The sequence below is a fragment of the Streptomyces sp. NPDC051578 genome (assembly GCF_044454045.1).
Lineage (GTDB): Bacteria > Actinomycetota > Actinomycetes > Streptomycetales > Streptomycetaceae > Streptomyces.
The window spans coordinates 1,885,181-1,908,750 of the sequence record NZ_JBITDH010000001.1 but is presented as its reverse complement, the minus strand read 5'-3'; the positions used below and the strand labels follow the sequence as shown (position 1 = coordinate 1,908,750).

Sequence of the window (23,570 nt, the reverse complement as noted above, 5' to 3'; positions counted from 1 at the left end):
CCACGTGAAGCGGCACACTATCGAGCCCCGCCCCGACTGGCAGAGGACCGTCGAGGAACAGGGCCTGATCTACCCCCTGACCCGCTACCCCGACGACTCCCTGCGCCCCTACTGGGACGAGAGCGCGTACTACTCCTTCTCCCTCCCCGAGGTCGAGGCGCTGGAGAACGTCGTCGAGGAACTGCACGCCATGTGCCTCGCCGCGGCCGCCCACATCGTCGAGCACGACCGCTTCGAAGACCTCGGCATCAACGATCCCCGACTCGCCGCCCGCATCGCCGAGTCCTGGCGGCGCCGCGCGGAACAGCCGTCCCTGTACGGCCGTTTCGACCTGCGCTACGACGACTCCGGAGCCCCGGCCAAGCTGCTGGAGTACAACGCGGACACCCCCACCTCCCTGGTCGAGGCGGCGAGCCCGCAGTGGTTCTGGATGGAGGAACGCTTCCCCGGCGCCGACCAGTGGAACTCCCTGCACGAGCGCCTCGTCGAGGCGTGGCGCCGGCAGGCGGAACTGCTGCCGCCCGGGCCCGTCCACTTCGCGCACTCCGAGACCGACGAGCTCGGCGAGGACCTGATGACGGTCGCCTACCTCCAGGAGACCGCCGAGCAGGCGGGTCTGGCCACGCACGCCCTGTCCGTGGAACAGATCGGCTGGGACAGCCTGTCCGGCCGCTTCGTGGACGACCGGCTCCGGTTCATCCGCAGCTGCTTCAAGCTCTACCCGTGGGAGTGGCTGGCCGAGGACGCGTTCGGCCCGCAGGTGCTCGACACGTACGACCACGGCGGCGGCTCCGGCAGCACCTGCTGGATCGAGCCGCTGTGGAAGATGCTCCTCGCCAACAAGGCGCTGCTGGCGATCCTGTGGGAGATGTTCCCCGAGCACCCCAATCTGCTGCCCGCCTATCTCGACGGGCCGCGCGAGCTCGCGGACACCACCGGGTTCGCGGCCAAGCCGCTGCTGGGCCGCGAGGGGGCGGGGGTCACCCTGCACCCGGTGGGCGGGGAGCCGTTCACGCCGGAGGAGGACGAGACGTACGTCTTCCAGGCCCTGTCCCCGCTGCCGGACTTCGACGGCAACCGGGTGGTGCTCGGCGCGTGGGTCGTCGAGGAGGAGGCGGCGGGGCTGGGCATCCGGGAATCGGCGGGGCCGGTCACGGACGAGTACGCCCGCTTCCTGCCCCACGTCATCCTCTAGGCCCTCGCAGACGGTCCCGTCAGACCGCCAGCACCGTCCGCAGCTGGTCCAGGCCCCAGTCCAGGTCCTCCTTGCTGATCACCAGCGGCGGGGCGATCCGGATGGTCGAGCCGTGGGTGTCCTTCACCAGCACCCCCAGCTCCATCAGCTTCTCGGAGATCTCCCGGCCCGTGCCGTGCGCCGGGTCGATGTCGACGCCCGCCCACAGGCCGCGCCCCCGTACGGCCGTCACGGCGCCGCCGCCCACCAGCAGGTTCAGCTCCCGGTGCAGGTGGTCGCCGAGTTCGGTGGCGCGCTGCTGGTACTCGCCGGTCCGCAGCATCGCGATCACCTCCAGGGCGACGGCGCAGGCCAGCGGGTTCCCGCCGAAGGTGGACCCGTGCTCGCCGGGCCGGAACACCCCGAGCACGTCCCGGTCGGCGACCACGGCGGAGACGGGGACGACGCCGCCGCCCAGCGCCTTGCCGAGGATGTACACGTCCGGCACGACCCCCTCGTGCGCGCACGCGAAGGTCTCGCCGGTACGGCCGAGGCCCGACTGGATCTCGTCCGCCATGAACAGGACGTTCCGCTCGCGCGTGAGGTCCCGTACGCCCTGGAGGTAGCCGGCCGGGGGGACGAGGACGCCCGCCTCGCCCTGGACCGGCTCCAGCAGCACGGCCACGGTGTTCGAGGTCAAGGCGTGGGAGAGCGCGGTGAGGTCGCCGTACGGGACGATCTCGAAGCCGGGGGTGTACGGCCCGAAGTGGTCGCGGGCCTCGTGGTCGGTCGAGAAGGACACGATGGTGGTGGTCCGGCCGTGGAAGTTGTCGGCCGCCACGACGATCTTGGCGTGGCCGTCCGGCACGCCCTTGACCTCGTACCCCCACTTGCGGGCCGTCTTGACCGCCGTCTCCACGGCCTCCGCGCCCGTGTTCATCGGCAGCACCATCTCCTTACCGCACAGGGCGGCGAGTTCGGTGCAGAAGTCCGCGAAGCGGTCGTGGTGGAAGGCGCGGGAGGTGAGCGTGACCCGCTCCAGCTGCGCGCGGGCGGCGTCGATCAGACGGCGGTTGCCGTGGCCGAAGTTGAGCGCCGAGTAGCCGGCGAGCATGTCGAGGTACCTGCGGCCCTCCACGTCGGTCATCCACGCGCCCTCCGCCGAGGCGACGACGATCGGGAGCGGGTGGTAGTTGTGCGCGCTGTGCGCGTCGGCGGAGCGGATGGCATCAGCAGTCTTCGACACGGGGTCTCCGATCGTCCGTCAGGCAGTCGACGAGGGTGGCGTCACTTTCCATGTTCGCTCGTATACCGGACGGAGAAACCTTTCTCGTGGCGTGCCCGCTAAGGTGGGCCGTACGCACGGCGACTGGCGCACGGGGAAACGACTCCGGGGGAGTCGTGCGGGCAGGACCGCACACAGGGCCGCTCGCCTGGGCCTCGCGGGGACGAGACCAGACATCGACCCCGGAGGACCGCCATGACAGCGCGCCGCCATCCCGCCCTTTCCGCGACCGACCCCGAGCTGGCGTCGTTCGTCGCGGCCGAGGAGACCCTCCAGGCGGAGACGCTCCGCCTCATCCCGAGCGAGAACTACGTGTCGGCGGCGGTGCTGGAGGCCTCCGGCACCGTCCTGCAGAACAAGTACAGCGAGGGCTACCCGGGCCGCCGCTACTACGAGGGCCAGCAGAACATCGACCGGATCGAGGCCCTCGCGATCGAGCGGGCCAAGGGCCTGTTCGGCGTGGACCACGCGAACGTGCAGCCGTACTCCGGCTCCCCGGCGAACCTGGCCGTGTACCTGGCCTTCGCCCGGCCGGGCGACACGGTGATGGGCATGGCGCTGCCGATGGGCGGGCACCTCACGCACGGCTGGGGCGTCTCGGCGACGGGCTCCTGGTTCCGGGGCGTGCAGTACGGGGTCCGCGCCGACACCGGGCTCATCGACTACGACGCGGTCCGCGACCTCGCCCTCGCCGAGCGGCCGAAGATCATGTTCTGCGGCGGTACCGCACTGCCGCGCACGATCGACTTCGGGGCCTTCGCGTCGATCGCCAAGGAGGCCGGCTCCCTCCTGGTCGCGGACGTGGCGCACATCGCGGGCCTGATCGCGGGAGGGGCGCACCCCAGCCCGGCGGGCCACGTGGACGTCATCTCCACGACCACCCACAAGACCCTGCGCGGGCCGCGCGGCGCGATGCTGATGTGCCGGGAGGAGCACGCGAAGGCCATCGACAAGGCGGTCTTCCCGGGCCTCCAGGGCGGCCCGCACAACCAGACGACCGCGGGCATCGCGGTGGCCCTGCACGAGGCGGCGCAGCCGGCGTTCGTCACGTACGCGCACGCGGTCGTCGCCAACGCGAAGGCGCTGGCCGCGTCGTTGCTGGAGCGGGGCTTCGACCTGGTGTCCGGGGGTACGGACAACCACCTGATCCTGCTGGACCTGACCTCGCGGGGGGTGCCGGGGAAGGTGGCGGCGAAGGCGCTGGACCGGGCGGGGATCGTCGTGAACTACAACACGGTGCCGTTCGATCCGCGCAAGCCGTTCGACCCGTCGGGGATCCGGATCGGGACGCCGTCGCTGACGTCGCGGGGGTTGTCGGTGGAGCACATGCCGGTGGTGGCGGACTGGATCTCCCGGGCGGTGGACGCCGCCGCTCGCGCGGACGAGCGGGCGCTGGCCGCGATCCGTGCGGAGGTCTCGTCCCTCCTGTCCGCCTTCCCGGCCCCGGGCCTGCCCCTCTCCTGACGCCGATCAGCCCGGGGCGCCGCCCCGGACCCCGCGCCTCGAACGCCGACGGGCCCGCAGAGGGACGCCGGGGCCGGTCCGAGGCGGCGGGGGCCGGGAGGCGGCCCAGCGGCGCAAAAGCGGTCGCTCGGCCTGGGCGGGATCCGGTCGGGGCGCTACCGGTCGGTACCGGGGCCGCCCCGGCGGGTGGGAGGTCGCGACCCGGAGGGTTCCGGCCAGCGGCGGGCCCGAGCCCGCCCCCGCACCTGAGAGAATGAACCCATGGCTTCTGATCGTCCTCGCGCGCTCTCCGGCATCCAGCCCACCTCCGGCTCGTTCCACCTCGGGAACTACCTCGGAGCCATCCGCCAGTACGTCGCCCTGCAGGAAACGCACGACGCCTTCTACATGGTCGTCGACCTGCACGCGATCACCATGCCCCAGGATCCGAAGGACCTCCGCGCGAACACCCGGCTCTCCGCCGCGCAGCTGCTCGCCGCCGGCCTGGACCCCGAGCGCTGCACGCTCTTCATCCAGAGCCACGTCCCCGAGCACGCGCAGCTCGGCTGGGTCATGAACTGCATCACCGGCTTCGGCGAGGCCAGCCGGATGACCCAGTTCAAGGACAAGTCCGCCAAGGGCGGCGTCAACAACGCCACCGTCGGCCTGTTCACGTACCCGATCCTCCAGGTCGCCGACATCCTGCTCTACCAGGCCAACGCCGTCCCCGTCGGCGAGGACCAGCGCCAGCACATCGAGCTCACCCGCGACCTGGCCGAGCGCTTCAACCAGCGGTTCGGCCCGACCTTCACGCTGCCCGCCGCGCACATCGTCAAGGAGGTCGCGAAGATCTACGACCTCCAGGACCCGGCCAGCAAGATGTCGAAGTCGGCGTCGTCCCCCAAGGGCCTGATCAACCTCCTCGACGAGCCCAAGGTCACCGAGAAGAAGATCAAGAGCGCGGTCACCGACACCGAGGCCGAGATCCGCTTCGACACGGTGAACAAGCCCGGCGTCAGCAACCTGCTCACGATCTACTCCACCCTCACGGGCGAGTCGATCCCGGCCCTGGAGGCCTCGTACGAGGGCAAGGGCTACGGCGCGCTCAAGACGGACCTCGCCGGCGTGATGGTCGACTTCGTCACACCGTTCCGTCAGCGCACCCAGGAATACCTGGACGACCCGGAGACGCTGGACTCCATCCTGGCCAAGGGTGCGGAGAAGGCCCGCGCGGTCGCCGCCGAGACCCTGGCCCAGGCGTACGACCGGCTCGGTTTCCTGCCCGCCAAGCACTGACCGACGAGAGCCCTGGCGGTCCGGGGGGTGGTGGCGCCACACTGAGGCGGCACCACCCGATCGGGGACAGACAGAAGCGACAGACGGAGGAGACACACGTGGGGACCGTAACGCTCGGCGTTTCGATCGCGGTCCCGGAGCCGTACGGCAGCAGCCTCCAGGAGCTGCGCGCCGGCTTCGGGGACGCCGCCGCGCACGGCATCCCCACGCACGTCACCCTGGTCCCGCCCACCGAGGTCGACGCCGGCCGGCTCCCGGCGATCCGGGCCCACCTCGCCGAGGTCGCGGCGGACTTCCGCGCGTTCGCGATGCGGCTGGAGGGCACGGGAACCTTCCGCCCCCTCTCGCCGGTCGTGTTCGTCAAGGTGGTGGAGGGCGGCTCCGGCTGCACCCGCCTCCAGGGCCGGCTCCGCGACCCCGAGGGGCCGCTGGAGCGCGAGCTGGCGTTCCCGTACCACCCGCACGTCACCGTCGCCCACGGGATCTCCGAGGAAGCGATGGACGTGGCGTTCGCTACGCTCGCCGACTACTGCGCCGAGTGGCTGTGCGAGGGCTTCGCGCTCTACGAGCAGGGCTCGGACGGCGTCTGGCGGAAGCTGCGCGAGTACCCTTTCGGCCCCGGCCCGGCGGGCCTCCCGACGCAGTCGGGTTCCCCGGCGAACGAGGCGGCCGGGGCGGTCATACGGCGCTCCTGACGGAGGGGCCGCAGGGCCTGGAGCGTGCGGAACCTGAGCCTCCGTAGGACCAGGGCGTGAAACGGCCGCCCCATCGAGTGCGCTTGGTGAAAAGTCACAATCGACGACCGTAGTCCCAAAGCAGTGCAATCCCGGCTATTTCCGGCATCCCATTTACGGTGACCCCATGGACTGGCTGACGAAGATCCCGGTGATCGGGCCGCTGGTGGCCGCCTTGATGCGTACGCACGCCTGGCATGCGTACGAGAGGCTCGACCGCGTGCACTGGTCCCGGCTCGCCGCCGCGATCACCTTCATCAGCTTCCTCGCGCTGTTCCCGCTGATCACGGTGGCCGCCGCCATCGGCGCGGGACTCCTCAGCCAGGAGCAGCTGGACCGGCTCCAGAAGAACCTCGCCCACCAGGTCCCCGGCATCTCCGACCAGCTCGACATCAACGGACTCGTCGCCAACGCGGGCACCGTCGGACTCGTGGCGGGCGCCCTGCTGCTCTTCACCGGCATCGGCTGGGTCGGCTCGATGCGCGACTGCCTGCGCGCCGTCTGGGAGAAGGACGACGAGGACCAGGGCAACCCCGTCGTCCGCAAGGGCAAGGACGCTCTGGTGCTGCTCGGCCTCGGCGGCGCCGGCCTGGCCTCGGCCGCCGCCTCGATCGTCGGGGCCAGCGCGGTCGGCAAGTTCGGCGACCTGCTCGGCGTCCCCCAGCACGGCGTGGGCGGCGTGGTCCTGCGTACGGGGGCCTTCCTCGTCGGGGTCCTCGCCGCCTTCCTGCTGCTGCTCTACCTGCTGACGCTGCTCCCCGGCGTGCAACCGCCGCGCGGGCGCCTGATACAGGCGGCCCTCATCGGCGCGGCCGGCTTCGAGCTGCTGAAACTGCTGCTCAGCGGCTACATCCGGGAGGTCGCCGGGAAGAGCATGTACGGGGCCTTCGGCGTGCCGATCGCCCTGCTGCTCTGGATCAACTTCACGGCCAAGCTGCTGCTGTTCTGCGCCGCCTGGACGGCCACCCGGGACGACGAGCGCGCCGGGCAGCCGGGCGGCCCGCGCGACGAGCCCGGGGCGGAGCGGGCCTGAGGGCCCGGCCCCCTGCCCGCGGGCCTGTGGGCCTGTGGGCCTGGGGGCCTGCGACCTGGGTTTATGCCACCCGGGCTGCGACCCGGGCTGCTGCGAACCGGGCCCCTACACCAGGTCCTCGTCCGCCGGCCGGCGCCCGCGCCGGCCGAGCGGCCACCGCCGGTTGAAGGCGAACGCGCCGCCCGCCAGCGCGGCCAGCGCCCCGCCCGTGATGCCCAGCGCGGTACCCAGCCCGCTGTCGCCGGGGTCACCGCCGGCCGCCGCCTGGCTCTGCTGGTGCGACCGGGCGGGCGCCCCCTTCGACTTGGTGTCCGCGCTCTTCGGCGGCACCAGCTCACCGACCGGCTTGACCTTCCCGACCGCCGCGAAGCCCCAGTCGAAGAGGTCCGCGGTCTCCTCGTACACCGAGTTGATCCCACCGGCGCCCGGGTCCATCACCGTGACCAGCAGGCTCTTCTCGCCGCGCTTCGCCATGCCGGTGAAGGTGGAACCGGCCATGCTGGTGTTGCCGTTCTTCACCCCGGCGATGCCCTTGTACGGGGTGATGCCGCCCGCGCCCGTCATCAGCCGGTTGGTGTTCTGGATCTCGAAGGAGTCGCGCGCCTTGCCCAGCTGCCGGCCCCCGGGGAACTGCGCGCTCGCCGTGCCGCAGTACTCCCGGAAGTCCTTCTTCTGGAGTCCCGAGCGGGCGATGAGGGTGAGGTCGTAGGCGCTCGACACCTGGCCGGGGGCGTCGTACCCGTCCGGGGAGACCACATGGGTGTCGAGGGCCTGGAGCTCCTCGGCGTGCGCCTGCATGTCCTTGACGGTCTTCTCGATGCCGCCGTTCATCGCCGACAGCACGTGCACCGCGTCGTTGCCCGAACGGAGGAAGACCCCGAGCCACAGGTCGTGGACGGTGTACTCGGCGTCCTCCTTGACCCCGACGAGGCTGCTGCCCGCGCCGACGTCGGCCATCTCCCCCTCCGTCACCTTGTGCACCTGGTCCTTGGGCAGGGTCGGCAGCACGGTGTCCGCGAACAGCATCTTCATCGTGGAGGCCGGCGGGAGCCGCCAGTGCGCGTTGTGCGCGGCCAGCACCTCGCCGGTGTCGGCGTCCGCCACGATCCAGGACCGCCCCGTGAGGTTCGCCGGCAGGGCCGGCGCCCCGGGCAGCAGGTTCACCTGGGTGCCGGGCTGCCCCAGTGCGGCGCCGCCGACGCTGGACATCGACGAGGGCGGTGCGGCAGATCTGGGAAGCCTGCCCTTCCCGTCCGTCGGCGGCGCCGACGGCACCGCCGGACGGGCGTGCGCGGGGGCCGAGAGCATCGCGGGGACCAGGAGCGCGGCGGAAAGGACCGTCAGCGCGGTCTTCTTGGCAGACACGCAGGTGAAAGTACATCCCGATGGGCTGACGGCAGCCGCGGAGAGGCCGAACCGCCGCAACCGACGCCGGTACAGCCCACCCCGGCGCGTCCGTCCTGGCGACGAAACCGATACTGAGGGCATGAAACTCAGCCGCGCCTCCTCCTGGTTCCTGCTCGCTTTCGGAGTGTGGAGCTGGTTCATCTGGGTGACCTTCGTCCGGAATTTGTGGAAGAACGGAAGCGGCCTGTCCTTCGACGCGGCCGGTGACCCTACGGCGTACTTCTGGGTCCACCTTCTCCTCGCGGTCACGTCCTTTCTCCTGGGGACGGCCGTTGGGGTGATCGGGTTGCGCGGCGTGCGTGCGCTGCGGCGCGCGTCACGATGACCGTATTCGTCTTCGCGGTGGTCGCGCTCGCGGTACTGCTCCTGTTGGCCCTGGTGCACCGGTGGCTGTGGGCCCGGCTGGTCCGTGACACCACCCGGCCGGGCGGTGTCGCGCGCAGGGCGGGGACCGTGCTCGCGTTCGCCCTTCCGGTGCTCGCGGTCGCGGCGCTGGTGGCGGGGCACGCGGGCGCGCCGTTCTGGCTCCAGCGGGCGGTGGCCTGGCCGGGGTTCATGTGGCTGGCGGTGCTGCTGTACCTGACGATGGCGATGCTGGTGGCCGAGCCGGTGCGCCGGCTGTGGCTGCGCCGGATCGCGGCGCGGAAGCCCGCGCCCGCGCCGGAGCCCGTACCGGCCGCCGCTTCCCCGGAGCCGCGGCCCTTCCCCGCCCCGGCACCGGCTCCCGCTCGGGCACCGGCACCGGCACCGGAGCCCGAGCCCGAGCCGGGCCCGGAGCCCAGGGCGGAGCCCGCCCCCGCCCCCGCCCCCGCCGAGATCACCCGGCGGCGGTTCGTCGCCCGAACCGTCGGCGGGGCCGCTGCGGCCGCGGCCCTCGCCACCGTCGGCGCCGGGACGTACGGGGTGCTGCGCGGCCCCCGCGTCAAGCGCGTGCAGGTGCCCCTCGCCAAGCTGCCCCGCGCGGCGCACGGCTTCCGGATCGCGGTCGTGAGCGACGTCCACCTCGGCCCGATCCTCGGCCGGGCCCACACCGCCCGCATCGTGGAGACCGTCAACCGCACCCAGCCCGACCTCATTGCCGTCGTCGGCGACCTCGTGGACGGCACCGTGCACGACCTCGGCCCGGCCGCCGAACCGCTGCGCGGACTCAGGGCCCGGCACGGCTCCTTCTTCGTCACCGGCAACCACGAGTACTTCTCCGGCGCCGAGCAGTGGATCGGCCACGTGCGCGAGCTCGGCCTCCAGCCGCTGGAGAACGCCCGCCGCGCCCTGCCGTACTTCGACCTCGCCGGGGTCAACGACGTCCAGGGCAAGAGCGAGGGCCACGGCCCCGACTTCCAGGCGGCGCTCGGCGACCGCGACCGCAGCCGGACCGCCGTGCTCCTCGCCCACCAGCCGATCGTGATCCACGACGCCGTCCGGCACGGCGTCGACCTCCAGCTCTCCGGCCACACCCACGGGGGCCAGCTCTGGCCGGGCAACTACATCGCCGAACTCGCCAATCCCACCGTCGCCGGACTCGAACGCTACGGGGACACACAGCTGTACGTGTCGCGCGGCGCGGGTGCCTGGGGGCCGCCCGTCCGGGTGGGCGCTCCGTCGGACATCACTGTGGTCGAACTCGCCTCATACCAGGCCTGAGCAGGCATCGCGGGCCTTCCGGTGGCTGATATTCCGTGATTGGGTGACCGATAATCGGAGCGCCTAGTCTGAACAGCGGGGTCAGGGGATGGGGTCTGTCAGACCTAAGATCATCGCGGCCGGTCTCGTCCTCGCGGCGGCCGGCGGCATCGCGGCGTGGCAGCTGCTGCCCGACGGCGAGGGCCGCGGCGCCATCAGGGTCGGTACCAGCGACTCCGTCTCCAGCCTCGACCCGGCCGGGGCGTACGACGCCGGGTCGTGGGCCCTGTTCAGCAACGTCTACCAGTCGCTGCTGACCATCAAGTCCGGCTCGGACACGCCGGTGCCGGATGCGGCCTCCGAGTGCGCGTTCGCCGGGCAGCAACTCACCACGTACCGGTGCCGCCTCCGCCCGGACGTGAAGTTCTCCAACGGGCGCGCCGTCACCGCCGAGGACGTGAAGTACTCCTTCGACCGGATCAAGGCGATCAACGCCGACCAGGGTCCGGCCTCGCTCTTCGACACCCTGGCGTCGGTCAAGGCCGACGGCGCCACCGTCACCTTCACCCTCAAGGCCCCCGACGCCACCTTCCCCTTCAAGATCGCGACGGGCGCCGCCTCGATCGTGGACAAGGACCTGTACCCCGCCAAGGCGCTGCGGGAGGGCGAAAAGGTCGACGGCTCGGGCCCCTTCACCCTCGCCGGCTACGAGGCCGGCACGAGCGCCGAGCTGAGGCCCAACCCGACGTACAAGGGGCAGGCCAAGCCGGCCCTCGCGCCGGTCACCGTCAAGTACTTCAAGGGCGCCGCCGAACTCAACAAGGCCTGGACGGACCGGAAGATCGACGTCGCCCACCGCGACATGCCGCCCGAGGTGCTCGCGGGCCTGGGCCCGGGGCTGCAGGACACCCGCTACCAGGTCTCCGGCGGTACCGAGACCCGCATCATGATCTTCAACGTGCGGCCCGGATCGACCACCGCCCGGCCCGCCGTGCGCCAGGCGATCGCCGCCCTGCTGGACCGCTCGAAGCTGGCCGCCGACGTCCACAAGGGCACGGTCACCCCGCTCTACTCCCTCGTACCGGCCGGAGTCGCGGGACACAGCACGCCGTTCTTCGACACCTACCCCACGCCCGACGAGGCGACGGCCAAGAAGATCCTCAAGGACGCCGGGATCACCACGCCCGTCTCGTTGACCCTGGGGGTCAACGATCGGGGCGCCAACGTCGAGGAAGCCGACGCGATCGCCAAGCAGCTGTCGGCGACCGGCCTGTTCCAGCTGAAGATCAAGGCGGTCGCCGCGTTCCAGGACTACCAGAAGGAGTACGCGGCCGGCGACTTCGACGCCTACACCCTGGGGTGGATCGCCGACTTCCCGGACGCGGACAACTTCCTCGCCCCCCTCGTCGCCACCGGCTCCAGCATGAACAACGGCTACTCCGACAAGGCCGTCGACGACCTGATCGCCCGCACCCGGGGCCACTCGGTCCGGGGCGAGGCGTCCGCCGACTTCCGCGAGCTCCAGAAGCTCGTCTCCCAGCAGGTCCCGATCCTGCCGATCTGGCAGAAGAAGGACTACGTGATGTACCGCGAGGCGGTCGGCGGAGCGCAGTACCTGTCCGACGGCACGGGCGTGTGGCGCCTGTCGGAACTCAACTGGCTCTAGGCGGAGGGGGCCGAGGCCCTGTCCCGCGGGCTAGGACTTCTCCTCGGGGTAGGGGTCGGAGGCGCGCTTCTTGCGGGAGACCGCCGTCTGGGCCATGCCCGGCAGGAAGTCCGCGAACAGTTCGTGCACCTCCCGCACCAGCGGCCGCAGCACCCGGAACCGGGCGAGGACGATGCCCCGCGTCGTCAGCTGCGCGCCGCGCTCGGCGAGCCGGCGGGTCTTCTCGCTGTCCGGCGAGCGGTCGAAGACCCAGTACAGGACCAGCCCCATCTGCGAGAGCCACATCAGCTCGGGCAGTACGTCGGCCAGTTCCTCCGGCACCTTCGTCTTCGCGCCCGCCAGCACCTCGCGGTGCATGTCGATCGCCGCCTTGCGGGCGGGCTCCGATTCGGGCGAGAAGGGGCTGAGCGGGCTCTCCGGGTCGGCGGCGTTCTTGAAGAACTGCGACGCGAACTCGTGGTACGGAGCCGCGATGTCCAGCCAGCTCGTCAGGACGCCCGCCAGCCGCTTCTGCAAGTCGCTCTCGTTGTCCAGGATCGGCCGGACCGCCGCCTGGTGTGCGGCGCCGATCCGGTCGTAGAACCCCTGGACCAGGTGTTCCTTCGAAGCGAAGTAGTAGTACGCGTTGCCGACCGAGACCCCTGCCTCCTTGGCGATGACCCGCATCGTCGTCTTGTCGAACCCGCGCTCCTGGAACAGGCGGAGGGCGGTTTCGAGGATGAGGGTGCGGGTCTGTTCGCTCTTCGGAGCCTTCTGGTCGGTCACGGTATACGACCCTATCGGGGTACGGCGCAGTGGTCGTCACAGGCCGGTTCTTCCTGCATAGGCCCCGCCCCGCCGTCGGTACGGACCGCGGCCCGCCAGGCGGAGGCGGTGTACATCGCGGCGCGGGCGAAGGGGCGGCCGGCGGGGGTGGCCAGCCAGTTGGCCCTCGGCCGGTGTTCGGCCAGGGCCCACAGGCACACGATGAAGGCGTCGGTGTCCGTCCAGACCTGGCCGGTGTCCCCGACCACGGTGATCCGGCGCAGCGTCGCCGCGTGGTCCAGGCCGGGGAACCGCTGCCGTGCCTCGTACGATCCGGCGGGGACCAGCCGCAGCGGCACGAGCCACCGCTGCCCGAGGAGCCAGTGCCGGATGTGGACGCACAGCGGGCAGTTCGCGTCGTAGAGGACGGTCAGGTGCCGGATCGGCGCGGGCGCGGTGGCCACGGTGGCCTCAGACCCCGGCCGGGGCGGTCCACCCCTGGGGGGCGACCGGCGGCGTCTGCTGGCGCTCCATGATCCCGCGGCGGCGCATCTTGTTGAGCACCCACACGTTGCCGAGGTGCATCACGCCGAGCACGAGCAGGACGACGCCGAGCTTCACCGAGAGCGCCTCGAACAGCCCGCGGGCCTCCTGGATGGTGTCGGCCGAGCGTAGGTAGAGGGTCACGAAGCCGATGTTCACCAGGTAGAACCCGACGACCAGCAGGTGGTTCACGGCGTCGGCGAGCTTCTCGTTGCCCTGGAGTACATCGGCGATGAAGATCCGTCCGTTGCGCGTCAGGGTTCGGGCGACCCAGACGGTGAGCCCGATGCTGATGACCAGATAGATGACGTACGCAACCACGGTGAGGTCCATGCCCCAGCCCCTTTGAACGCGTTCAACTGCTGACGTCGATGACTCTAGCCCTCTTTTTGAACAGGTTCAAGCGTTCGGCCCGGGCCGATTTGGCGGCGCAGTCCCAGCCCTCCCGCTCCGGCTCGGCGGCCCGGGGCGCTCCCTCCACCTGATCGGGCGGGGGAGCGTGCGCGCCGGGCTCCGGCAGGGGAAACGGCAAAGGCCCGCACCCCCAAGGGGGTACGGGCCTCGGCCGGGACCGCCGGACGGAGTCCGGCGCGGCACCTCGCAGTCCGCGGGGCCCTCCGGGGCCGAGCGGTGCAAGAGGTGCGGCAAGGACTAGAAGCGGCGCGTGATCAGGGCGCGCTTGACTTCCTGGATGGCCTTCGTGACCTCGATGCCACGCGGGCACGCGTCGGTGCAGTTGAAGGTCGTGCGGCAGCGCCACACGCCGTCCTTGTCGTTCAGGATCTCCAGCCGCTGCTCGCCGGCCTCGTCACGCGAGTCGAAGATGAAGCGGTGCGCGTTGACGATCGCCGCCGGGCCGAAGTACTGGCCGTCGTTCCAGAACACCGGGCACGAGGACGTGCACGCGGCGCACAGGATGCACTTGGTGGTGTCGTCGAAGCGCTCGCGGTCCTCGGCGGACTGCAGGCGCTCGCGCGTCGGCTCGTTGCCCGTCGTGACCAGGAACGGCATCACGTCGCGGTAGGCCTGGAAGAAGGGTTCCATGTCGACCACGAGGTCCTTCATCACCGTGAGGCCCTTGATGGCCTCGATGGTGATGGGCTTCTCCGGGTTGATGTCCTTGATCAGCGTCTTGCAGGCGAGCCTGTTCTTGCCGTTGATCCGCATCGCGTCGGAGCCGCAGATGCCGTGCGCGCACGAGCGGCGGAAGGTCAGCGTGCCGTCCAGGTCCCACTTGATCTTGTGGAGACCGTCGAGCACGCGCTCCTTCGGGTCGATCTCGATCTGGAAGTCCTGCCACTGCGCCTCGTCCGAGATCTCGGGGTTGAAGCGGCGGATCCGGAACGTGACCGTGATGAAGGGCGAGGCCGCGGCCGCGGCCTCCATCGCGTCCGTCTTGGACAGGGTCGGGGTGGCCATCAGTACTTACGCTCCATCGGCTGGTAGCGGGTGACGACGACGGGCTTGTAGTCCAGCCGGACGCTGTCCTTACCGTCGTCGCCGACCTCGCGGTACGCCATGGTGTGGCGCATGAAGTTGACGTCGTCGCGGTTCGGGTAGTCCTCGCGGTAGTGACCGCCGCGGGACTCCTTGCGCGCCAGCGCGGACACGGCCATGACCTCGGCCAGGTCGAGCAGGTTGCCCAGCTCGATGGCTTCCAGCAGGTCCGTGTTGAAGCGCTTGCCCTTGTCCTGGACGGACACGTTCTTGTAGCGCTCGCGCAGCTCCGCGATCTTCTCGACCGCGGTCTTGATGGTCTGCTCCGTACGGAACACCATCACGCACGCGTCCATCGTCTCCTGGAGCTCCAGGCGCAGGTCCGCGACCCGCTCGGTGCCCGTGGAGGAACGCAGCTGCTCGACCAGGTCGACGACCTGCTGCGCCGGGTTCTCGGGCAGCGCGACGTAGTCGTTCGCGTGCGCGTACGCGGCCGCGGCGATGCCGGAGCGCTTGCCGAAGACGTTGATGTCCAGCAGCGAGTTGGTGCCCAGACGGTTCGCGCCGTGCACGGAGACGCAGGCGACCTCGCCGGCCGCGTACAGACCCGGGACGACGGTGGTGTTGTCCGCCAGGACCTCACCCTCGACGTTGGTCGGGATGCCGCCCATGGCGTAGTGCGCGGTGGGCTGGATCGGGATCGGGTCCGTGTAGGGCTCGATGCCGAGGTACGTGCGCGCGAACTCGGTGATGTCCGGGAGCTTCGCGTCGAGCTGCTCCGGCGGAAGGTGCGTCAGGTCCAGGTACACGTGGTCACCGGCCGGACCGCAGCCGCGGCCCTCGCGGATCTCGGTGTAGATGGAGCGCGAGACGACGTCACGGGACGCGAGGTCCTTCATGACCGGCGCGTACTTCTCCATGAAGCGCTCGCCGTCCTTGTTGCGGAGGATGCCGCCCTCACCACGGGCGCCCTCCGTCAGCAGGATGCCCATGCGCCAGATGCCCGTCGGGTGGAACTGGAAGAACTCCATGTCCTCCAGCGGCAGGCCCCGGCGGTAGCAGGCCGCCTGGCCGTCACCCGTCAGGGTGTGCGCGTTGGAGGTCACCTTGAAGAACTTGCCGGTGCCGCCGGAGGCGTAGATGACGGACTTCGCGTGGAACACGTGGATCTCGCCGGTGGCGAGCTCGTACGCGACCACGCCGGCCGACTTCTTGACGCCGTCCTCCTCGACCAGGATCTGGTCCAGGACGTAGAACTCGTTGAAGAACTCCACGCCCTCCTTGACGCAGTTCTGGTACAGCGTCTGGAGGATCATGTGGCCGGTGCGGTCCGCGGCGTAGCAGGACCGGCGGACCGGCGCCTCGCCGTGGTTGCGGGAGTGGCCGCCGAAGCGGCGCTGGTCGATGGTGCCGTCCGGGGTGCGGTTGAACGGCAGGCCCATCTTCTCCAGGTCGAGGACCGCGTCGATGGCCTCCTTCGCCAGGATCTCGGCGGCGTCCTGGTCGACCAGGTAGTCACCGCCCTTGACCGTGTCGAAGGTGTGCCACTCCCAGTTGTCGTCCTCCACGTTGGCGAGCGCGGCGGCCATGCCGCCCTGCGCGGCGCCCGTGTGGGAGCGGGTGGGGTAGAGCTTCGTCAGCACGGCGGTGCGGCTGCGCTTCGTCGCCTCGATGGCGGCGCGCATGCCGGCGCCACCGGCGCCGACGATGACGGTGTCGTACTTGTGGATCTTCATGAGTCGATTCGCCTCAGCCCGTGCCTAGCGGATGTTCGGGTCGAAGGTGAAGATCACCAGCGTGCCCAGAAGGATGGTGAACACCGTGGCGGTGTAGAGCAGGCCCTTCAGCCACAGCCGCGTGCCCGGACGTTCCGCGTAGTCGTTGATGACCGTACGCAGACCGTTCGAGCCGTGCAGCATGGCCAGCCACAGCATCAGCAGGTCCCAGACCTGCCAGAACGGGGACGCCCAGCGGCCCGCGACGAAGGCGAAGCCGATCTTGGTGACGCCGCCGTCCAGCACCAGCTGGATGAGCAGGTGGCCGATGACCAGCACCACCAGGACGATGCCCGACAGGCGCATGAAGAGCCATGCGGCCATCTCGAAGTTGCCGCGGGTCGAGCGCGGCGTCTTGCCGGTGCGCTTGCGCGGGGCCTCGATGTACGGCGCCGGGTTCTCGACGTCGTAGAGGGAGACGCCCTCTACGGCGCCGATGGCCTGGGCGGAAGAAGTGTCAGAAGACATGCGTGTCACTTCCCGAACAGTTCGAGGTAGGCGTGGTGCAGGACCGGGTAGACAGCTCCGGCCATCAGCACGATCCAGATGCCCCCGACCCACCAGAACATCGTCTTCTGGTAACGGGGGCCCTTGGACCAGAAGTCCACGGCGATCACACGCAGACCGTTGAGCGCGTGGAAGAGGATGGCGGCCACGAGGCCGTACTCCAGCAGCGCGACGATCGGAGTCTTGTAGGTAGCCACGACATCGTCGTACGCCTCGGGGGAGACGCGTACGAGAGCGGTGTCGAGGACGTGTACGAACAGGAAGAAGAAGATGAGGACGCCGGTGACTCGATGAGCCACCCAGGACCACATTCCTTCCCGGCCGCGGTACAACGTTCCAGCCGGCACGGAAAACCCTCCGGAAGCGGGGCGGGGGCCAGCCGGCTTCTTTGTCGGTCGGGCCCGGCCGGGTACGGTCCACCGGCCCCGGACATCGTAGCGACGCTTTGTCGGTTCCCTTGCGCCGGGTCCATCGGTGTGATCAAACAGGCACGGACGGGCTATCCCACAGGGGCAAATAGCCCGAAATCGGCCGCCGACGGGCCGTCGGGCGGGAGCGGCCCGGTCATGAGGTCCGGCAGCCGGTCCAGCAGCCGCACGAGCCGGGCCTGCGCGAGGCGCCGCAGCTCGTCCGCCGAGATCGCCCGCTCCTCGTCCGTCTCGTGGGCCATCCGCCGCCGGATCGCCGCCAGCAGGACGTCCGCCCGCTCTTCCGGCGGGTATCCGTCCAGGCAGATCACGAAGGCGTGACCGAAGGTCCGCTCGTACTCCGCCCGCGCCGCGTCCAGCGCGAGGAGCGCGGCGTACGGGGCTCCGTGCGCCAGTTCCGCCGAGCACTCGCGGGCCAGCGCGCCCGTCAGGTCGCTCTGGGACAGGTCGTAGGAGGCCTCGTCCGCCGCGGCCAGCAGCGCGGCGCGGTCGGGATAGGGGCGGTGGGTGGCCAGCCGGTGCGCCCAGCGCCCGCTGCCGCAGCAGTGCAGCAGGGCCGCCCGGGCCGTGTCGTGCGGCAGGGAGTTGAACCGAGCGAGCCCGCAACCGTGGTCGCCGGCGGGTACCGGAACGCCGGAGCTTCCCCGAGACTTCTCCCCCGGGCTCCCTCCGGGAGGGGCCCCCGAGGAGGTGCTCCCTTTGGCCTGTGCCGGAAAGTGGCTGGACAGCGGGGGGCTCCTCGGGGCGCGGCGCGGGTGTACCGCCACGCTAGCGATGCCGGGCAGCCTGTGGCGTGCCGATTCGCGGATTTCACCCGGAAGTGAGCCGAAAGGATGACGCCTGGCATGCATGACCAGGACGAACAGGGGAAGACGACCGAGGCCGCCACCCCCCACAGGAGAGGCCCCGGTCGCCGTCCGACACGGGCTCGTGCGACAAGCCCGTACTCATGTCAGCGCCCCCGATGCGTTTTCTGTCACACCCCGCTCCGCACAGGGTTGGTTGCTGGTTGTACAACGCGTGGACGAGACGTACTTGAAGGCCGTAACGTGCGGATTTGCGCCACACGTACAGGACAGTGAACGGGTTGGGGACTTTGCTGGGGGACGACGCGGAGCTGACCGCCGCGGTGCTCGCGGCACAAGACGGCGACGAGAACGCGTTCCGTACTGTGTACCGCGCCGTGCACCCGCGCCTGCTCGGATACGTACGCACGCTCGTCGGCGACGGCGACGCGGAGGACGTCACGTCCGAGGCCTGGCTGCAGATCGCCCGCGACCTCGACTCCTTCACCGGCGACGCCGACCGGTTCCGGGGCTGGGCCGCCCGGATCGCCCGCAACCGGGCCCTCGACCACATCCGCATGCGCGGCCGCCGCCCCGCGATCGGCGGGGACGACAGCGAGCTCACCGGCCACGCCGCCGACAGCGACACCGCTGTCGCGGCGATGGAGTCGCTCTCCACCAGCTCGACCATGGCGCTGATAGCGCAGCTGCCGCAGGACCAGGCCGAGGCGGTCGTCCTGCGCGTCGTCGTCGGCCTGGACGCGAAGAGCGCCGCCGAGACGCTCGGCAAGCGGCCCGGCGCCGTGCGCACCGCGGCCCATCGGGGACTCAAGAAACTGGCGGAACTGCTGGGCGCGGAACTCGTGGCCGCCGCGGACGGGAGCGGCGGCGGAACCGGCCGGGACACGGCGGACATCGAGGCGGCCCTCCCTCTCGGTCATAATGCCGGGAGCCCGTCACGGGGCGGCGCGGGCGTGCGCGATCTCGACGCCGTACCGGCGCAGCGCGGCCGGGGCGCGGGTCTCGTGGAACAAACCGGTGTGACGCATTCACGTTGGCGGACGCAGAAGGACATGTGATGGCCGACGAGCGCAACAGGTGGCTGGACAGAGCCGCGGCGGAACGACTGCTGCGCGGCGAACCGCCGGTCGGGCCGGACGCCGACCAGCAGACCCGGGCCGACGCCGCACGGCTGCGCGCTGCCCTCGCGGCACTGGCCCCGGCGTCCGCCGGGCGGGAGCTGCCCGGCGAGGCCGCCGCGCTGGCCGCCTTCCGCACGTCCCACGCCACCCCCTCGCGGCTCGCGGAGCCGGACCCGCACGCCGCGGCCGACGCCCGCGAACCCCTCGTCGACCTGTCGCCTGCACCGCTCGTACGGATTCCCGCGCAGCGACGCCGGCCCGCCCCGCTGCGGCTCGGTCTCGCCGCCGCACTGGCGAGCGTCGCGGTCGGCGGCCTGGCGGCGGCGGCCAGCGGCCTGCTGGACGGATCCACCCACGATTCCGCGGCTCCGGGGCCGGCCGTCTCGGTCAGCGCCGACGCGGATCCGACGCCCTCCGGCGACGTTTCCGGCCCCACGCCCGGCCCGCAGCCGCAGCCGACCCCGCTGCGGGAGGGTGAGGGCTACGCACCTTCGCCCGGCGCCTCGCACCTCCCGGGCACGGAGGGGCGCAAGGACCCCGGCGTCCCCGCCTCCACCCTGGGCCCGGCGGGCACCGGCACCGCCGGCACGGGCACGGGCGGCTCCGGCGGCCGCAACGACGTCACCGGCGGTACGGCCGGCTCGCCCGACGGCAGTTCCACCGACGGCGCCGACAAGGACAAGAAGGACGGGGAGCTGCGGCTCCAGGGGAAGGACCTGTGCGGCGACTACCGCGCGGGCCGGCTCACCGGCGACCGCCGGGAGAAGCTGATCAAGCTCGCCAAGACCGTGGCGCAGATCCCGCACTACTGCGCGGACCTGCTCGACGGACCCGCCGGCACCACCAAGAGCGGCTCGGCCGGCCCCGGCGCGGCCACCCCCGGCGGTGACAGGGGAGGCGTCCTCCCGGCCCCGACCCTGCTCCCGGGCGGGGCGCTGCGCTTTCGCACGCCGGCCTGACGGACACCGCACACCCGGCTGTAACACTTTTCGACCCGGCGGCGCAGTACATAACGAGCCGACTGGTCATCGGCCGCGCATGAGCCGGGGTTCCCCCCGTACCCCTGGGCTCTGCGCAACCGGCGCGGGCGGGGCACGTTCCCCCGGCCCCGCCCGCGCCCTCTATCCAGACCCCGGCCGAGGCCGGCCGGCCCCGGCCCGAGCCCGCCGGACTCACCAGTAGACGACGACCTTGTCGCCGACCTGGACCTGGTCGAACAGGGACGACAGCTTCGCCTTGTCCCGGACGTTCACACAGCCGTGCGAGGCCCCGGCGTAACCGCGGGCGGCGAAGTCCGACGAGTAGTGCACCGCCTGGCCCTGGCTGAAGAACATCGAGTAGGGCATCGGCGTGTGGTAGATCGTCGACACCCAGTCCTTGGCCTTCCACTCCACCTTGAACTCGCCCTCGCGCGTCGGAGTGTTCTCCGACCCGAAGCGCACGTCCATCGTGGAGACGATCTTGCCGTCGATCATCCAGGCGAGGGTGCGGCTCTCCTTGCTGATGCACATGACCCGGCCCTGCATGCAGCGCGGGTCCGGCGCGTCGACCTCGTTGGTGGTCGGCGGACGAAGTTCGTCCTCGGTCGGCTTCTTGCTGGCCGCCTCGATCTTCTTCCAGGTCGCCCCGTCCACCGAACCCGTCGCCGGCAGGCCGTGCCCGGACTGGAAGGTACGGACGGCGGCGGTCGTCTTCGAACCGTAGAAGCCGGTCGGCGCCACCGACATCAGCTTGAGCTGGCGCAGCCGTGCCTGGAGTTCGCGGATCTGGTCGCTCTCGTCGCCATTGGCCATGATCGGCTTGACGGCGGGCGACTGCGAGGCCGACGCGGAGGGGGAAGCGGACGTCGAAGAGGAGGCCGACGCCGACGGAGAGGCGGCCTTGCCGTCGTCGGTGGCGGACTGCGTGGGGGAAGCAACCGCCGTGGGCGCGGACGCGGCCGAGGACGGGGAGCCCGAGGCCCCCGACTTCTGCGGCCCGCAAGCGGTCGCGGCGAGCGCGACGGCGGTGGCGATTCCCAGCGTGCGGACTATGACTCTCTGGCGGTTCATGGCTTCCCCCGGTTGTTCTCCGTTGTTATGTAGGTGATGCCTGACGGGCGTGGACAGTTGCGGACGCCCCCGCGATGTTGCGCCATTGTGACCAGCGGCCGTCGCGGCGGGGTCCGGGCGGTGACCCCCGGCCGGCCGGCACCCCTAAGGAGCGGGTCATGGTTCGTCCCCCAGCACGCACCGAAAGCGGCATCCCCATCGAGCCGGTCTACGGCCCCGAGACCCTGGCGGACTGGGATCCGGCCACGAGCCTCGGCGTACCGGGGGACTACCCCTACACCCGAGGGGTCTATCCCACGATGTACACCGGACGGCCCTGGACGATGCGCCAGTACGCGGGCTTCGGCACCGCCGCCGAGTCCAACGCCCGCTACCGCGCCCTGATCGAGGGCGGTGGCACCGGCCTGTCGGTGGCCTTCGACCTGCCGACCCAGATGGGACACGACTCCGACGCACCGCTCGCCCACGGCGAGGTCGGCAAGGTCGGCGTCGCCGTCGACTCCGTCGAGGACATGCGGCTGCTCTTCCACGGGATCCCCCTGGACCGGGTCTCGACCTCCATGACCATCAACGCCCCGGCGGCGCTGCTGCTGCTGATGTACCAGCTCGTGGCCGAAGAGGAGGGCATCGCGGCCGACCGGCTCACCGGGACGATCCAGAACGACGTACTCAAGGAGTACGTCGCGCGCGGGACGTACATCTTCCCGCCCGGCCCCTCCCTGCGGCTGACGGCGGACATCTTCCGTTACTGCCGGGCCGAGATCCCGAAGTGGAACACCATCTCGATCTCGGGCTACCACATGGCGGAGGCCGGGGCCTCGCCCGCGCAGGAGATCGCCTTCACCCTGGCCGACGCGATCGAGTACGTCCGTACCGCCCTGGCCGCGGGCATGCCGGTCGACGACTTCGCCCCCCGGCTGTCCTTCTTCTTCGTCGCCCGGACCACCCTGCTGGAGGAGGTCGCCAAGTTCCGTGCCGCCCGGCGGATCTGGGCACGGGTGATGCGCGAGGAGTTCGGGGCCCGGGATCCGAAGTCGCTGATGCTGCGCTTCCACACCCAGACCGCCGGGGTCCAGCTGACCGCGCAGCAGCCCGAGCTGAACCTCGTGCGGGTGGCCGTCCAGGCGCTGGCCGCGATCCTGGGCGGCACGCAGTCCCTGCACACCAACGCCTTCGACGAGGCGATCGCGCTGCCCACGGAGAAGTCGGCGCGGCTCGCGCTGCGCACCCAGCAGGTGATCGCCCACGAGACGGACGTGCCGCACACGGCGGACCCCTTCGCGGGGTCGTACGCGGTGGAGCGGATGACGGACGAGCTGGAGGCGGCCGTACTCGCGCTCATGCGGCGCGTGGAGGACCTGGGCGGGGCGGTGGCCGCGATCGAGGCCGGGTTCCAGAAGGGCGAGATCGAGCGGAACGCGTACCGCCTCGCGCGGGAGCAGGAGGCGGGCGAACGGGTCGTCGTCGGCGTCAACCGGTTCGCGCTCGCGGAGGAGGAGCGGTACGAGCCGCTGCGGGTCGACCCGGCGATCGAGGCGCGCCAGTGCGAGGCGCTGGCGCGGTTGCGCGCGGAGCGCGACGGGGTGGCGGTGTCGGCGGCGCTGGACGCGCTCCGGGCGGCGGCGTCCGACGCCTCGGCGAACGTGCTCTACCCGATGAAGGAGGCGCTGCGGGCCCGGGCCACGGTGGGGGAGGTGTGCGGAGCGTTGCGCGAGGTGTGGGGCACCTACGTCCCGGCGGACGCCTTCTGACCTGGTGGCCCCGCCCGGTCACCTCGTCCTGTGACCTTGCTTCCAGGGGCCGCAGGACGTGTACCGGCCGGCCGGATGGCGTGAAACACTCCCTCCCATGCTGGGTGTCACCGATCTGCCGACCTATCTCGCCGGCCTCGTCCTCATCGTCCTCCTGCCGGGGCCGAACTCCCTCTACGTGCTGTCCGTCGCCGGGCGCAAGGGGGTCCGCGAGGGGTACAAGGCGGCCTGCGGGGTGTTCACCGGTGACACCGTCCTCATGGTCCTCACCGCCGCCGGGGCGGGGGCGGTGCTCAAGGCCAGCCCGGTGGTGTTCACACTGGTCAAGTTCCTCGGCGCCGGATACCTGGCGTGGCTCGCGTTCGGCATGATGCGGGCGGCGTGGGGCATGTGGCGCGACCGGGCGGCCCGGCAGGCGGAGGCCCTGGCCGAGCCGGAGGTGCCGGGCGAGCGCCCGTACCGCCGGGCGCTGGTGGTGAGCCTGTTCAACCCGAAGGCGATCTTGTTCCTGCTCTCGTTCTTCGTGCAGTTCGTGGACCCGGGGTACGCCTACCCGGCGCTGTCGTTCCTGCTGCTGGGGGCGCTGTCGCAGCTGGCGAGCTTCCTCTACCTGTCGACGCTGATATTCACCGGGACCCGGCTGTCGGCGGCCTTCCGCCGCCGCAAGCGGCTCTCGGCCGGGGCCACCTCGGCGGCGGGCGTCCTCTTCCTCGGCTTCGCCGCCAAGCTCGCCACCGGCTGACGGTCTG

At 71.1% G+C, this 23,570-nt stretch carries 23 protein-coding genes; 12 read left to right on the top strand and 11 right to left on the bottom strand.

Annotated elements, in window-relative coordinates:
* Window positions 1-4: 4 nt before the first annotated feature.
* Window positions 5-1,195, top strand: a complete 1,191-nt coding sequence (locus tag ACIA6C_RS08585; protein WP_399273815.1) for a glutathionylspermidine synthase family protein — start codon at window positions 5-7, stop codon at window positions 1,193-1,195.
* Between the two features lie 19 nt (window positions 1,196-1,214).
* Here ACIA6C_RS08585 and rocD read toward each other — a convergent pair whose 3' ends face one another.
* Window positions 1,215-2,420 (bottom strand): ornithine--oxo-acid transaminase, encoded by a 1,206-nt coding sequence (gene rocD / locus ACIA6C_RS08580; protein ID WP_399273813.1) that lies wholly within the window; start codon window positions 2,418-2,420, stop codon window positions 1,215-1,217.
* Window positions 2,421-2,654: 234 nt separating this feature from the next.
* On the opposite strand from rocD, the gene glyA reads away from it, so the two are divergent.
* The 4 genes from glyA to ACIA6C_RS08560 all read left to right on the top strand — a co-directional run bounded on the left by glyA (window position 2,655) and on the right by ACIA6C_RS08560 (window position 6,965).
* Window positions 2,655-3,923, top strand: coding sequence for a serine hydroxymethyltransferase (gene glyA / locus ACIA6C_RS08575; RefSeq protein WP_399273811.1), 1,269 nt, complete (start codon window positions 2,655-2,657; stop codon window positions 3,921-3,923).
* Between the two features lie 261 nt (window positions 3,924-4,184).
* Complete coding sequence (gene trpS / locus ACIA6C_RS08570) at window positions 4,185-5,198, top strand: tryptophan--tRNA ligase (RefSeq protein ID WP_361129581.1); 1,014 nt, start codon at window positions 4,185-4,187, stop codon at window positions 5,196-5,198.
* Between the two features lie 98 nt (window positions 5,199-5,296).
* The gene (locus ACIA6C_RS08565; protein ID WP_399273808.1) at window positions 5,297-5,893 is read left to right on the top strand and encodes a 2'-5' RNA ligase family protein; all 597 of its coding nucleotides are present in this window, start codon (window positions 5,297-5,299) and stop codon (window positions 5,891-5,893) included.
* Between the two features lie 166 nt (window positions 5,894-6,059).
* Complete coding sequence (locus tag ACIA6C_RS08560) at window positions 6,060-6,965, top strand: YihY/virulence factor BrkB family protein (protein WP_366082707.1); 906 nt, start codon at window positions 6,060-6,062, stop codon at window positions 6,963-6,965.
* Between the two features lie 105 nt (window positions 6,966-7,070).
* On the opposite strand, the gene ACIA6C_RS08555 is transcribed toward ACIA6C_RS08560, so the two are convergent.
* The gene (locus tag ACIA6C_RS08555; RefSeq protein WP_399273806.1) at window positions 7,071-8,330 is read right to left on the bottom strand and encodes a D-alanyl-D-alanine carboxypeptidase family protein; all 1,260 of its coding nucleotides are present in this window, start codon (window positions 8,328-8,330) and stop codon (window positions 7,071-7,073) included.
* Window positions 8,331-8,451: 121 nt separating this feature from the next.
* On the opposite strand from ACIA6C_RS08555, the gene ACIA6C_RS08550 reads away from it, so the two are divergent.
* The 3 genes from ACIA6C_RS08550 (at window position 8,452) to ACIA6C_RS08540 (ending at window position 11,658) form a co-directional block, all read left to right on the top strand.
* The gene (locus ACIA6C_RS08550) at window positions 8,452-8,697 is read left to right on the top strand and encodes an SCO4848 family membrane protein (RefSeq protein ID WP_399273804.1); all 246 of its coding nucleotides are present in this window, start codon (window positions 8,452-8,454) and stop codon (window positions 8,695-8,697) included.
* The gene (locus ACIA6C_RS08545; RefSeq protein WP_399273802.1) at window positions 8,694-10,013 is read left to right on the top strand and encodes a metallophosphoesterase; all 1,320 of its coding nucleotides are present in this window, start codon (window positions 8,694-8,696) and stop codon (window positions 10,011-10,013) included. The genes ACIA6C_RS08550 and ACIA6C_RS08545 overlap by 4 nt, the downstream gene beginning before the upstream one ends.
* Before the next feature lie 88 nt (window positions 10,014-10,101).
* Window positions 10,102-11,658 (top strand): ABC transporter substrate-binding protein, encoded by a 1,557-nt coding sequence (locus ACIA6C_RS08540; protein ID WP_399273800.1) that lies wholly within the window; start codon window positions 10,102-10,104, stop codon window positions 11,656-11,658.
* A gap of 30 nt (window positions 11,659-11,688) precedes the next feature.
* Here the strand turns inward: ACIA6C_RS08540 and ACIA6C_RS08535 are convergent, their stop codons facing one another.
* The 8 genes from ACIA6C_RS08535 to ACIA6C_RS08500 form a co-directional block, all read right to left on the bottom strand.
* A complete protein-coding gene (locus tag ACIA6C_RS08535; RefSeq protein ID WP_361129562.1) occupies window positions 11,689-12,423 on the bottom strand; it encodes a TetR family transcriptional regulator in 735 nt (244 codons plus the stop codon).
* A gap of 11 nt (window positions 12,424-12,434) precedes the next feature.
* The gene (locus ACIA6C_RS08530; protein ID WP_399273798.1) at window positions 12,435-12,866 is read right to left on the bottom strand and encodes a thiol-disulfide oxidoreductase DCC family protein; all 432 of its coding nucleotides are present in this window, start codon (window positions 12,864-12,866) and stop codon (window positions 12,435-12,437) included.
* A gap of 7 nt (window positions 12,867-12,873) precedes the next feature.
* Window positions 12,874-13,278, bottom strand: coding sequence for a hypothetical protein (locus ACIA6C_RS08525; RefSeq protein WP_366082566.1), 405 nt, complete (start codon window positions 13,276-13,278; stop codon window positions 12,874-12,876).
* A gap of 318 nt (window positions 13,279-13,596) precedes the next feature.
* Window positions 13,597-14,364: a succinate dehydrogenase iron-sulfur subunit gene (locus ACIA6C_RS08520; protein WP_190183098.1), complete on the bottom strand. Its 768-nt coding sequence runs from the start codon at window positions 14,362-14,364 to the stop codon at window positions 13,597-13,599.
* The gene (gene sdhA / locus ACIA6C_RS08515; RefSeq protein ID WP_366082567.1) at window positions 14,364-16,118 is read right to left on the bottom strand and encodes a succinate dehydrogenase flavoprotein subunit; all 1,755 of its coding nucleotides are present in this window, start codon (window positions 16,116-16,118) and stop codon (window positions 14,364-14,366) included. Before sdhA ends, ACIA6C_RS08520 begins: the two co-directional genes overlap by 1 nt.
* Window positions 16,119-16,142: 24 nt before the next feature.
* Window positions 16,143-16,625 (bottom strand): succinate dehydrogenase hydrophobic membrane anchor subunit, encoded by a 483-nt coding sequence (locus ACIA6C_RS08510; RefSeq protein WP_190183100.1) that lies wholly within the window; start codon window positions 16,623-16,625, stop codon window positions 16,143-16,145.
* Between the two features lie 5 nt (window positions 16,626-16,630).
* Window positions 16,631-17,011: a succinate dehydrogenase, cytochrome b556 subunit gene (gene sdhC / locus ACIA6C_RS08505; protein WP_329197694.1), complete on the bottom strand. Its 381-nt coding sequence runs from the start codon at window positions 17,009-17,011 to the stop codon at window positions 16,631-16,633.
* Between the two features lie 152 nt (window positions 17,012-17,163).
* On the bottom strand, window positions 17,164-17,859 hold the full coding sequence (locus ACIA6C_RS08500) for a 2-oxo-4-hydroxy-4-carboxy-5-ureidoimidazoline decarboxylase (RefSeq protein ID WP_399273794.1): 696 nt from the start codon (window positions 17,857-17,859) through the stop codon (window positions 17,164-17,166).
* 329 nt (window positions 17,860-18,188) lie between these two features.
* Between ACIA6C_RS08500 and ACIA6C_RS08495 the strand changes: the two genes are divergently transcribed.
* Both ACIA6C_RS08495 and ACIA6C_RS08490 read left to right on the top strand, forming a co-directional pair.
* Window positions 18,189-18,956 carry an RNA polymerase sigma factor gene (locus ACIA6C_RS08495; protein ID WP_399274538.1) on the top strand — a complete coding sequence of 256 codons (768 nt, stop codon included), beginning with the start codon at window positions 18,189-18,191 and terminating at the stop codon, window positions 18,954-18,956.
* Window positions 18,956-19,978: a hypothetical protein gene (locus ACIA6C_RS08490; protein WP_399273792.1), complete on the top strand. Its 1,023-nt coding sequence runs from the start codon at window positions 18,956-18,958 to the stop codon at window positions 19,976-19,978. The genes ACIA6C_RS08495 and ACIA6C_RS08490 overlap by 1 nt, the downstream gene beginning before the upstream one ends.
* A gap of 213 nt (window positions 19,979-20,191) precedes the next feature.
* On the opposite strand, the gene ACIA6C_RS08485 is transcribed toward ACIA6C_RS08490, so the two are convergent.
* Window positions 20,192-21,070: a peptidoglycan-binding protein gene (locus tag ACIA6C_RS08485; RefSeq protein ID WP_399273790.1), complete on the bottom strand. Its 879-nt coding sequence runs from the start codon at window positions 21,068-21,070 to the stop codon at window positions 20,192-20,194.
* Between the two features lie 158 nt (window positions 21,071-21,228).
* Here ACIA6C_RS08485 and ACIA6C_RS08480 point away from each other — a divergent pair, with 158 nt between their 5' ends.
* Together ACIA6C_RS08480 and leuE are read left to right on the top strand one after the other, a co-directional pair.
* Window positions 21,229-22,821, top strand: a complete 1,593-nt coding sequence (locus tag ACIA6C_RS08480) for a methylmalonyl-CoA mutase (protein ID WP_399273788.1) — start codon at window positions 21,229-21,231, stop codon at window positions 22,819-22,821.
* A gap of 97 nt (window positions 22,822-22,918) precedes the next feature.
* A complete protein-coding gene (gene leuE, locus ACIA6C_RS08475; RefSeq protein WP_366082572.1) occupies window positions 22,919-23,563 on the top strand; it encodes a leucine efflux protein LeuE in 645 nt (214 codons plus the stop codon).
* The last annotated feature ends 7 nt before the right edge of the window (window positions 23,564-23,570 follow it).

Excerpts from the sequence above, each read along its gene's own strand:
- ACIA6C_RS08490 (WP_399273792.1), top strand. The coding sequence starts at position 18,956 with ATGGCCGACGAGCGCAACAGGTGGCTGGACAGAGCCGCGGCGGAACGA.
- sdhA (WP_366082567.1), bottom strand. The coding sequence starts at position 16,118 with ATGAAGATCCACAAGTACGACACCGTCATCGTCGGCGCCGGTGGCGCC.
- leuE (WP_366082572.1), top strand. The coding sequence starts at position 22,919 with ATGCTGGGTGTCACCGATCTGCCGACCTATCTCGCCGGCCTCGTCCTC.
- glyA (WP_399273811.1), top strand. The coding sequence starts at position 2,655 with ATGACAGCGCGCCGCCATCCCGCCCTTTCCGCGACCGACCCCGAGCTG.
- trpS (WP_361129581.1), top strand. The coding sequence starts at position 4,185 with ATGGCTTCTGATCGTCCTCGCGCGCTCTCCGGCATCCAGCCCACCTCC.
- ACIA6C_RS08540 (WP_399273800.1), top strand. The coding sequence starts at position 10,102 with ATGGGGTCTGTCAGACCTAAGATCATCGCGGCCGGTCTCGTCCTCGCG.
- ACIA6C_RS08485 (WP_399273790.1), bottom strand. The coding sequence starts at position 21,070 with ATGAACCGCCAGAGAGTCATAGTCCGCACGCTGGGAATCGCCACCGCC.
- ACIA6C_RS08510 (WP_190183100.1), bottom strand. The coding sequence starts at position 16,625 with ATGTCTTCTGACACTTCTTCCGCCCAGGCCATCGGCGCCGTAGAGGGC.
- ACIA6C_RS08480 (WP_399273788.1), top strand. The coding sequence starts at position 21,229 with ATGGTTCGTCCCCCAGCACGCACCGAAAGCGGCATCCCCATCGAGCCG.
- ACIA6C_RS08545 (WP_399273802.1), top strand. The coding sequence starts at position 8,694 with ATGACCGTATTCGTCTTCGCGGTGGTCGCGCTCGCGGTACTGCTCCTG.
- ACIA6C_RS08520 (WP_190183098.1), bottom strand. The coding sequence starts at position 14,364 with ATGGCCACCCCGACCCTGTCCAAGACGGACGCGATGGAGGCCGCGGCC.
- ACIA6C_RS08550 (WP_399273804.1), top strand. The coding sequence starts at position 8,452 with ATGAAACTCAGCCGCGCCTCCTCCTGGTTCCTGCTCGCTTTCGGAGTG.
- ACIA6C_RS08560 (WP_366082707.1), top strand. The coding sequence starts at position 6,060 with ATGGACTGGCTGACGAAGATCCCGGTGATCGGGCCGCTGGTGGCCGCC.
- ACIA6C_RS08525 (WP_366082566.1), bottom strand. The coding sequence starts at position 13,278 with ATGGACCTCACCGTGGTTGCGTACGTCATCTATCTGGTCATCAGCATC.